The 10,433-nt window shown below is 47.9% G+C and carries 13 protein-coding genes; all 13 read left to right on the top strand.

The annotated features are described in order from the left end of the window. Positions 1-1,115: glycosyltransferase (locus tag OEM52_10980; protein MDK9700656.1), on the top strand; the 1,115-nt coding region annotated here is incomplete at its 5' end. Between the two features lie 15 nt (positions 1,116-1,130). Continuing rightward, positions 1,131-1,757: a hypothetical protein gene (locus tag OEM52_10975; protein MDK9700655.1), complete on the top strand. Its 627-nt coding sequence runs from the start codon at positions 1,131-1,133 to the stop codon at positions 1,755-1,757. Then, positions 1,750-2,058, top strand: coding sequence for a hypothetical protein (locus tag OEM52_10970; GenBank protein ID MDK9700654.1), 309 nt, complete (start codon positions 1,750-1,752; stop codon positions 2,056-2,058). Before OEM52_10975 ends, OEM52_10970 begins: the two co-directional genes overlap by 8 nt. 47 nt (positions 2,059-2,105) lie before the next feature. After that, on the top strand, positions 2,106-3,557 hold the full coding sequence (locus OEM52_10965) for a hypothetical protein (GenBank protein MDK9700653.1): 1,452 nt from the start codon (positions 2,106-2,108) through the stop codon (positions 3,555-3,557). A gap of 299 nt (positions 3,558-3,856) precedes the next feature. Further along, entirely contained in the window at positions 3,857-4,699 is an 843-nt protein-coding gene (locus tag OEM52_10960; GenBank protein MDK9700652.1) for a flagellin, read from the top strand. Positions 4,700-4,825: 126 nt separating this feature from the next. Continuing rightward, complete coding sequence (gene fliD / locus OEM52_10955; protein ID MDK9700651.1) at positions 4,826-6,466, top strand: flagellar filament capping protein FliD; 1,641 nt, start codon at positions 4,826-4,828, stop codon at positions 6,464-6,466. 9 nt (positions 6,467-6,475) lie between these two features. Next, positions 6,476-6,883, top strand: coding sequence for a flagellar export chaperone FliS (gene fliS / locus OEM52_10950; GenBank protein MDK9700650.1), 408 nt, complete (start codon positions 6,476-6,478; stop codon positions 6,881-6,883). A gap of 57 nt (positions 6,884-6,940) precedes the next feature. Beyond that, the gene (locus OEM52_10945) at positions 6,941-7,435 is read left to right on the top strand and encodes a hypothetical protein (protein MDK9700649.1); all 495 of its coding nucleotides are present in this window, start codon (positions 6,941-6,943) and stop codon (positions 7,433-7,435) included. 164 nt (positions 7,436-7,599) lie between these two features. Continuing rightward, positions 7,600-7,968 (top strand): metalloregulator ArsR/SmtB family transcription factor, encoded by a 369-nt coding sequence (locus tag OEM52_10940; GenBank protein MDK9700648.1) that lies wholly within the window; start codon positions 7,600-7,602, stop codon positions 7,966-7,968. 23 nt (positions 7,969-7,991) lie between these two features. Continuing rightward, the gene (locus OEM52_10935) at positions 7,992-9,047 is read left to right on the top strand and encodes a permease (GenBank protein MDK9700647.1); all 1,056 of its coding nucleotides are present in this window, start codon (positions 7,992-7,994) and stop codon (positions 9,045-9,047) included. Between the two features lie 13 nt (positions 9,048-9,060). Beyond that, positions 9,061-9,303, top strand: coding sequence for a thioredoxin family protein (locus OEM52_10930; protein MDK9700646.1), 243 nt, complete (start codon positions 9,061-9,063; stop codon positions 9,301-9,303). Further along, positions 9,303-9,731: a thioredoxin family protein gene (locus OEM52_10925; GenBank protein ID MDK9700645.1), complete on the top strand. Its 429-nt coding sequence runs from the start codon at positions 9,303-9,305 to the stop codon at positions 9,729-9,731. Before OEM52_10930 ends, OEM52_10925 begins: the two co-directional genes overlap by 1 nt. Beyond that, positions 9,731-10,429: a cytochrome c biogenesis protein CcdA gene (locus OEM52_10920; GenBank protein MDK9700644.1), complete on the top strand. Its 699-nt coding sequence runs from the start codon at positions 9,731-9,733 to the stop codon at positions 10,427-10,429. Before OEM52_10925 ends, OEM52_10920 begins: the two co-directional genes overlap by 1 nt. Positions 10,430-10,433 lie beyond the last annotated feature (4 nt).

Below are 10,433 nucleotides of genomic sequence, written 5' to 3'. Positions count from 1 at the left end.
TCTTGGCAGCGCTGCGGGCTGAAGGAGTCACTGTTGTCGAGATTTCCTTTTGGCAGCGCAACACCTTTGTCGAGCGGCTGTTAGAAGCGGTTGAAGCGACCCATCCCAGTTTATTATTGACGATTAACCACTTAGGTTTTGATGAAGAAGGGGCATTAACGCGATTGCTAGAGAAGTTACAACTACCGATTGCAAGCTGGTTTGTCGATTCCCCGAGTTACATTCTACAAAATCACCGGGGGAATCAATCTGATTTGGTGACCACCTTTCTCTGGGAAGAAGCGTACGCAAAACGGTTGGCGGAATGGTTTCCAAACTCAGTTTGGCTGCCGTTAGCCGGCGATGAGCGCCGCCTCCGTGCTCCTGCGAAAAAATCAAACGCAATCGGAACGTTTGTCGGCGATAGCCAATTTGCTGCTGCCGTGAAGTGGCGGAAACGACTGCCTGATTCGCCGCAATTCGATCACTGGATTGCTGAAGCATCGCAATGGCTACACCAGAATCGCTTGCCGATCTGGGAATGGAACGAAATGCCGGAACTATCCGACAAAGCGCAATCCCTCGAGTTAGAATCAGCGATTGTGATCGAAGCGTCGCGGCAATACCGGTGGCAGATAGTTCAATCACTCGCCGAAACAATACCGTTTGCGGTCTATGGCGACGAAGGGTGGCAGTATGCTCCGGGTGGACTGCAACGATTTCCCGCGGTGAATTACTTTACCGAATTGCCCGATGTTTACAGTAAAGCAGCGTTTGTTCTGAATCTTACCAGCTATCAAATGCCAACAGCAGTGAACCAACGGGTGTTTGACGTCCCACTCTGCGGCGGTATCCTGCTCACCGACCGGCAATCGGATTTGACGCGATTGTTTTCACCGGAGGCGTTTTTTACGTTTACCAGCCGGGATGATGCGACTGCATTAGCAAAATGGTTGTTGCACAAACCCGAGCAGGCTGAAGAAAAACGATTGCGACAATTGCAGACAATCCTTGAGAAACATACGTACCGCCATCGGGTACGCACTATATTACAAGTGATGTTGGAGCGGCATTACTCCCGGACATCGGTAACGTCGCACGGTACCATAACTGAGCGCGACTCATATTTTGTTTGAAAGTTAGGAGCAGAAATGCAAGTGAAAATAGACGGTGTAACTTATCCCTTTTCGAATGTGAACGCGATTCCGTTACGTGAAGCGATCAAGGAAATCGGAGCGGATGTACAAACGCCGCGCAAAAGCATTGTTCGCGTCGTGGTCGATGGGGAGGATGTTACTGGTAAATTTCAACATGAAGTCTACTCCCGTTCAGCTCAGGAGTTTTCTACCATCGAGCTGTTTACTGGCGACCCCATCGTGCTGGCACTCGATACTCTCCCGATGATGCAGGACTTCATTGTCCGGATGAAAGCGGAAATCGGAAATGCAACCGAATGGTACCGCTTTGGAAAAATCAACGAGGCAAGTCAATCGATGGGTAGAATCGCCGATGGGTTGACGTTGATTACTCACACCGTCGAACGTATTCGCGGACTTCTAAAACTCGATTTTGGTACGTTTTTATTTAACGGCGAACCGGTGCTGGATCACTACTCTGCACTCGGAGAGATGATCGAAGAAATTGTCGGAGCTCAGGAAGAGAGTGACTGGATTCTGGTTGCCGATTTACTGGAGTATGAACTTACCCCGATTCTAACAACTTGGGAAGGTATAATTCAGGAAATCGAACAAAAAGGGGCGGAGTTGCTCGGTGAGTGAGAAACTAACCGCAGATCAATACCTGCGTTTGTCACAACAGTTGCTGGCAGCCGCCCAAGCCGGCGACGAGGCTACCGTAAGCGTGATACTCACGAGACGCGAGCAGTCGGCCCCGATATTGCCACCCGATTTGAAAAAAAAAGTATTGGAGTTGGATCGCCAAACGATGGTTCTTCTATCAACCGAATCCACACAGCTGAAACAGAAATTAGACCGGATTGAAAAAGGAATTCGCACACTGGGAAAGTACACCAGCGGTCATGACTCCCGAGGCATTCGATTCGATGCAAGTGCCGAGTAGCTCCCGGATAGTATGTTTCTCAACTCACAATCGCGTAACTTGAGCACATGCAACTACGATATCGAACAGTCTGGCGGTTTGTCGGGTTCTCCTGGTTTCTACTCGGTGCGGGGATGTTGGTCTCGAGCTTGTGGGCGAATGTTTACGGCGACGGCGGATACACCGTTCTGCGTTGGTTGGGTAGTTACTTACTTCTCGCTGGTGGATTTCTCTTTTTTGTATATCGGAACAATACTGAAATCCGACTCCGGGAATCCTATCTTATTACGGCACTTACTTTTGTTACCTGCATTTTTTGGGGCGGATTACCTTTAATCTTCCACCGAACCTCCCCCTCACCACTGGATGGTTGGTTTGAAGCCGCCTCTGCGATAACTGCCAATGGTCTGTTTGTTTACCCAAATCCCGAAGTACTCCCTCACGCTCTCCAGTTCTGGCGGTTGTTAATGCAATGGTTAGGTGGATTTGGGATTCTTGCATTAGGGGCTTCTATTCTCCCCTCGCTCGGCGGCACTGGGCACCAGTTACTTCGAGTTGAAAGCGGCAGTGGTGCTTTTGATACGATTTCGCTGCGGTCGAAACACGCAATCGGGTGGATCTGGCTTGTTTATCTCGTGATCACAATCGTAATGTTTCTACTGTTGCAGTTCTTGGAAATGCCGCTCTTTGAAGGATTGTGTTTGACACTTAGTACTGTTTCAACCGGTGGATTACCGGTCACAGCCGATGGCTTTGCACCATTCCGCCACCCGCTCACTCTTGAAATCGTTACTTTTTTTATGATTATCAGCTCCATTTCTTACTTGCTGTTGTTGCAAGGTGTACGGGGCGATTTTACCGCACCACTTCGTTCAAAAGTACTTCAGTCTTACCTCCTCTACTTACTCATCCTCTCTGTTCTTGCCATGTTCATCCTCGAACCATTACAAGGGAGCTACGATTGGAATGCTGCGAAAACCGTGGTTTTTCACGTGTGTTCGGCAGCAACCACAACCGGTTTCCAATCTGACACAACTCTGTCCAATTGGCCGGCTGCGGCACAAAGTTTGCTCGTATTAGCGATGGCGATCGGCGGAATGGCAGGTTCACTCGCCGGGGGAATCAAGTTTCATCGCATCGTATTGCTCCTGAAACAGATTCGCTCCACGTTGCGAAGAAGCATTCACCCATCAGCGATACTGGGCATGGAAATCGATGGTCGGTTCATCCCACAATCAACAGTATCCGACGTCTTGTCGTTCCTATCGCTATCACTCTTTTTCACGTTATTGCTGTTGCTGGCGATTACGTGGAGTGGATTGGATTGGGAAACCGCAATTTCAACGGGGGTCGCTGCGATTTCCGGCGGGGGAATTGGGTTAGGCTCGGCAGCAATCGGCACGGGGTGTAGTACATTTCCACCCACTGCGAAAGCCTTTTTGATTCTTGGCATGATTTTCGGTCGAGTGGAGTTTTTTGCCTTTTTTGCTCTACTATCCCGGACATTTTGGCGCGGATGACGAATTCTCAACAAATCGTTTGATTTACTTCAACAAGATTTTCGATATCGTGCAAGCAAACAATGAATCACATCGCGCTAAGTGATTGATAATCACGCAACACATATTAATCACTTAAGAATAGTTAAAGCAATTTCGATGTAATTCTCTACTTGTGATAAATAAGTACTAAAAGCGCTTTTGAATCAATATCCAAAGCTACAGTTTAAGTATATGAGTTTTAATGATTTAGCGTAAAGTTGCGATATTTCCTGCCGATGAGAGTAATGACAGGGGTCACCACCTCAGGAGGAAACGCAATGAGTACCCGGATTAATCACAATATTCTCTCGCTGACGGGTCAGCGGAATGTTTACCAGAACCAGCTTAGCATGGATACGGCCATCAACCGCCTATCGAGCGGGTTACGGATCAACAATGCATGGGACGATCCCGCAGGGTTGGCCGTTTCCGAGCGGTTCCGAGCGCAGATCGCATCGATGGATGAAGCCGAACGAAACATGGAATACTCAGTCAATATGTTGGCGACTGCAGAAGGTTCCCTTTCGGTGATCGATGAGAAACTAATTCGCCTGCGTTCACTTTCAGTGCAAGCGTCTAATGGCACTTTGACCGACAATGATCGCGCTTCACTCGATGTTGAGTTCCAACAGTTGAAGAGCGAAATCACCCGTATTGCGAACGTCACCAACTACAATGGTTTGTATTTGTTGAACGGTACGTATTCGGGTTCCGGTTCGAACGGAATCAAGTTGCACATCGGTACGTATAATACCGCGAATAACGACTATTATTACGTATCTATGGGTAACATGACCGCCAGTGCGCTTGGTCTGGATTCGTTGAATGTATTGAATACAGTAAATAGCCAGTCGGCAATTACTGCACTCGATACTGCCATCAACTCGAAAGACACAGAACGGACACGTATTGGTTCGTATGTCAGCCGCCTGCGTAACTCGATTCTGAACATCCAAATTCAGCACGAAAACGCAGTCGCATCGGAATCGCAAATCCGTGACGCTGATATAGCACAAGAAATGTCGGCATTTGTTCGCAGCCAAATCCTGATGCAGACCAGTATCTCGATGTTGGCACAGGCGAATCAAACGCCACAGATCGTCGCACAACTCGTCGGATAATCCCCGATTCGCATTGACCGGAGGGGCGCGGTGCGGTAGGGGAGCGCGGGTTTCGCGATTACTCTGCCGCACCTCCGGTCGAAATGCCGGAGCGTGAGGTCTACTCATTAGAGGAGCCTGTTCGCTATGGCAGTCCAAAATCTCTCCGGCCTGAGTTCCGGAATCGATTGGCAACAGCTAATCGATCTCCAGATCGAACTTAAGTCAGCTACCCTCAATACCCTCTCTACCAAGAGGAGTAATGAGCAACGTAAGCTGACTTCTTGGAACTCAATTGAAAATGCCCTCGATACATTAAAATCTGCAGCTAATACAATTGCCACCTCCAGCGGCTTTGTCGCCAAAGCTACCGCCAGCTCCGACTCGACTATTGTTTCCTTAAATGCGGACGAAACCGCCGTCAATGCCAATCACTCGATTATTATAAACCAATTGGCACGTACTGAAGTCGAAATGCACGCTGGTTGGGCTGACGATGACACAACAGCCGTGAATTCGAGCGGCATCGATCAAACCTTCAGCTATATCTATGATGGCGATACCGTCACCATCACGATACCTACTGGTACCACATTGGAAGGTTTGGTTGGATTGATTAACGGTGATTCCGATAACTCTGGCATCGTTGCATCAATCATCAATGATGGGTCTGGCTCGGCAACCGCATATCATTTAATCCTTTCCGGCGAGTCGACTGGTGCTGATTACGATATTTCGTTCAATGATGCTGGCACAACATTGGGACCTACCGGGAACGAATTCAAAACGGCAACCTTTACCGAAACCCAATCCGCCCAAAACTCGCAGTTCCGGTTAGACGGTGTACCTCCAGCGAGTTGGATCGAATCTTCCAGTAATGATGTTTCCGATGCCCTTCCCGGCGTTACACTTCATCTGAAAGCGACAACAGCGACTCCGGTATCTGTTTCTATTTCGCAAGATAACTCGACAATTAAACTCCGGGTGCAACGTTTTGTCGAAGCGTATAATGCTGCCGTAGAACAAACGAAAATGTTCTCCAGTTATGATACTGAAACAAAAACTTCCGGTGTTTTGCTGGGTGATGCCAACCTTGCTACTGTACAGGGAAATTTACAATCGATTGTGTCGAGTGCCTTTGGAGGAATGCCGGGAGGTTCTAACTACACCAGTTTAGCTTCGATAGGCATCATTCCCAGCGGTGAAGGAGAACTCACTGTTGACAGTACCGCACTTGAGGACGCATTAAACGCAAGTATTTCCGACGTCACCGCACTCTTTGCTTTTACCACCGAATCGACCAATTCAGCACTAACTCACATCGGACATACCAGCAATACCGTTGGTGGCGAATATGTGGTAGTTGCAACGTATGATGCTGGTGGGCTACTCGATGGTTCTGGCACGAATACAATTGGCAGCTACCCGGCAACGATTGAGAATGGTAATACATTGGTTGGCAAAACAGGTTCCCCGGTAGAAGGGTTACGAATCTTCTTTAATAACCCGGGCGGTGGACCGAATACTCTTAATGCAACGGTACGAATCGGCAAAGGAGCTGCGGTTCAATTTGCCGATACGATCACGCGGTTGACCGACGATGATGGAGGAACAACCGCTTCTGCGATTGATACACTCAATTCTATGATCGAATCACTCGATAATAGAATAACAGAAGAGAGAGATCGATTGGATGAGGCGCGGGCTGCATTATCGCGGCGGTATACTCAGTACGAACAGATGATTTCCCAGTTGAACTCGCAAATGAGTCAACTTAAAGCGACATAATGAGGCAATATGGCAAAGTTTAACCCTTACGAATCGTATCTTAATACAGATGCCCAGACAACCGACCAGCTTCGGTTGATCGTATTGATGTATGATGCGACCATTCGTTATCTCCGTGAGGCGCGGGGAGCAGTCGAACGCAATGACCGGTTAAGTTCCGCTAAAGCATTGGAAAAGGCGCGGGCGACGGTTTCTGAGTTACGTGCGACACTCGATTTGAAGCAAGGCGGAGAAATTGCCTTCAATTTAGTCAAATTGTATAACTATGTTAGTACCGAGATCTTACTGGCAAACGTGGAAAGTGACATCCAGCGAGTTGACAATGTGATTAAGATTTTATCAAATTTACGGGAAGGCTGGGTTGAATTGTCGAAGAATCCGGATGCGAAACAGCATCCCGCAAACATGAAGGTGTAATTGAAATTCGACGATTTTCGGAGTTACCGTATCGACGAATTTTCAAGTGAGAGTAAAATGGCTATCGCACCTATCCCAGGGTCAATTGATCCGCGAAAATTACAGGAAGCCGCCGCCAGTGCCCGAGCTGATGCAATCGACTCTTCGATTGCTCCTTCTCGACGTACAAGTCCGTCTGCACTGCGTTCCGACAGCGCATCGCTGGCACAAGAAGCATTGGCGAAACAGCACGAATTAGCAGTCGGCATCGCGGCATTGGATGCACTGCCGGCGGTTCGTAACGACCGAGTTTCCGAAGTCGAGCAACGCCTAACTTCCGGGTATTACGACAATCCGGAAATCTTTGATGCAATTGCCGGAAAACTTACCAGCGATCCCATCGTTACAAGTGCAATTAATGATTTAGCGGAATTCAGTGCCCCCGCTCCCACGCAAGCGGCAGATTCGACAATGATTTCGAACCGGTTAGCTTCCAAGTACTACGAACAAAGTCAAGTCACCGAAGTAATAAGCGAGCGACTCGTACAAGACTTAACCGGACGTAAAGTTTAATCGTTTTTACATGAGATAATGAGAGCGCAGGCAAATTGCTTGCGCTTTTTTTTTTGAGATCAATTTAACTGGTATTAGTAAGATCGCCAGCCTGATCGTTGTTCTTTTGTGGTTTACGATTCATTTTTGTATATTGACATATACGCATACAGGAATACACCAAAATGGATTCATTGTCACAATTATTCGCGTTGTTATCGGAGCCCTCCCGGATGAAACTACTGGTATTGCTCTCGCAAGGGGAACAGTGCGTTTGTAAGCTTTATGAAGCGCTCGAGATGCAACAGAGTACAGTATCACGGCATCTGATGTTATTGCGGACTGCCGGGCTACTCTCATCAAAGCGGGTTGAACAGTGGGTGCATTACCGGCTCGCGCCGGAGTTATGGAAACCGGAATGGCAGAAGTTACTCCCGGACATTCTTACTGCTGCTAAGAAACAGTATCCAGAACTAACACTCAAACAAAATGGATGTCAATCGGTAAAATCCAAGAAACCGGCAAAGAACATCACATCAAGCGTAACCTTGTAACTACTGTTCGTGAATTGAAAATCATGAGTACTTCTAACCCAACATCTCCCCGACCAACTACTTGGCTATCCTACATTCTGAAAGGTAGTGTCAGCCTGATCCTCTGGTGGCTGCTCTATATCAATCTTTCGACCTTTGCCGATTGGCTAACCTACGGACTTTTTGGATTAGCGCACGATTCTCCGTTTGGTTCGGCAATCGCATTCTTCTTGTACGAATCACCGAAAGTCATACTGCTTCTAACACTGATTGTGTTTTTTGTCGGGATCATTCGCACCTTTTTTACCCCGGAACGAACTCGGGCAATGCTGGCAGGGAAACGGGAAATCTACGGGAATGTTTTAGCCTCATTGCTGGGGGTTGTAACCCCGTTCTGTAGCTGCTCAGCGATACCGCTGTTTCTCGGTTTCGTTACAACCGGTGTACCGCTTGGAGTAACATTCTCATTTTTAATTGCGGCTCCAATGATCAACGAGGTAGCGCTCATTCTCCTCTTTGGTTTGTTCGGTTGGAAAGTCGCCGTGTTGTATCTCGTAACTGGATTACTGATAGCAATTTTATCCGGTTGGATTATCGGAAAATTGAAATTAGAGAAATGGGTCGAAAGTTGGGTATATGAGCTTCCCGATTCGATAGCTCATCCTGCCGAAGAAGTAAAAGTCACTTGGGAAGAGCGAATCGGAAAAGGCATTGACGCGGTACGGGAGATTGTCGGAAAAGTCTGGTTGTATGTCCTATTGGGGATTGCGGTGGGAGCGGGAATTCACGGGTATGTCCCGGAAAATTTCATGGCTTCGATCATGGGAAAAGAGGCGTGGTGGTCGGTACCGGTCGCGGTACTAATCGGCATCCCGATGTACTCGAATGCGGCAGGAATTATTCCCATCGTACAAGCATTACTGGAAAAAGGCGCTGCCTTGGGAACCGTGCTCGCCTTTATGATGTCGGTCATTGGGTTATCGCTACCGGAAGTCATCATCTTACGCAAGGTGCTTACAATCCGCTTGATCTTGACATTCATCGGTGTGGTTGGATTGGGTATTCTCTTAGTGGGATATCTCTTCAATCTTCTTTTGTAAAGGATAAACTGGTATGAAACAAGTACTCGTGCTGGGAACCGGCTGTGCTAAATGTAAACTGCTGGAAGAAAAGGTGCGACAAGCCATTGCGCAACATGGCATTGCCGCCGAGGTTTCCAAAGTTGCCGAAATCAAAGATATTATGAAGTATGGTATTCTTTCGACCCCGGGGTTAGTAATTGATGGCGTTGTGAAATGGTCGGGAGGAATTCCCAAGGATGAACAAATCGTCCAGTGGCTGCAGGGAGGTGTTTGATGTTGCGGCGCATCGTTATACTTGCAGCGATTTTTATCGCTATTGTCGGCAATGGGTATTGCGAAGAAAACACTCCGCTCCAAACCGCAAAGCAACCGGCTGCCGATACAGTTAACAAACAGCTTCCCATCGTTACTTTCGTCGAATTGGGTTCGGTGAATTGCATCCCCTGCAAACAGATGCAGCCGGTGATGAAAGCCATCGAAGCGAAGTACGGCGAACAAGTAAAAGTCATCTTCTACGACGTCTGGAAAGACGATCAAAAGAAATATTCGAAACAGTACAACGTTCGGTTGATCCCGACGCAGGTGTTTCTCGATGCAAGCGGAAAAGAGTTTTTCCGCCACGAGGGATTCTATTCTGAGAAAGAGATCGACAAACTTCTGCAAGGCAAAGGCTTGAAACCGATAACTGGCAAGAGAGGATAATATTGGATTCGCTTTTCTCTACCTTAAGCGAAGCGATGTATGCCAGCAGTGGGTTAGCGCTAACGGCGGCATTTCTCTGGGGCGTTCTTAGTATCCTGCTTAGTCCGTGTCACTTGACGAGTATTCCACTTGTTGTGGGATTTCTTGCTGCCCAAGGAACCAACTCGATAAAGCGTACGATTGCTCTCTCGTCGCTATTCGCAGTTGGCATCTTCATTACGATTGCTGTAATCGGACTGATAACCGCATGGATGGGGCGGATGATGGGTGATATCGGTCCTTACGGTAAGTACATCGTAAGTCCGGTATTCGTCATCGTAGGTCTGTTGTTGATGGAAGTAATTCCGATGCCCGATTTTGGTGTGCAACTAAAGCCGTTGCGCAGTAAATCAGTTTTCGTCTCCGCGCTGGCAATCGGACTTTTGTTCGGACTCGCGTTAGGACCCTGCACTTTTGCATACATGGCACCCGTGTTGGGGGTTGCGTTTCAATTCGCTAACACGAACTTCATCTTTTCGGTTAGCTTGCTACTATTATTCGCCATCGGTCACTGTATCGTCATTGTTATTGCCGGTGTATTAGCTACCCGACTGCAACGCTACCTCGACTGGACGAACCAGACATCGACTGTTCTCTGGATCAAGCGAGTAGCCGGTGGATTGGTAATACTTGGCGGAATCTATCTCTTTTTCAAATAATTAT

It is taken from the genome of bacterium (assembly GCA_030247525.1).
Lineage (GTDB): Bacteria > Electryoneota > JAOADG01 > JAOADG01 > JAOADG01 > JAOTSC01.
The sequence above is the reverse complement of the archived record's forward strand: the minus strand, read 5'-3'. Positions and strand labels throughout refer to the sequence as shown.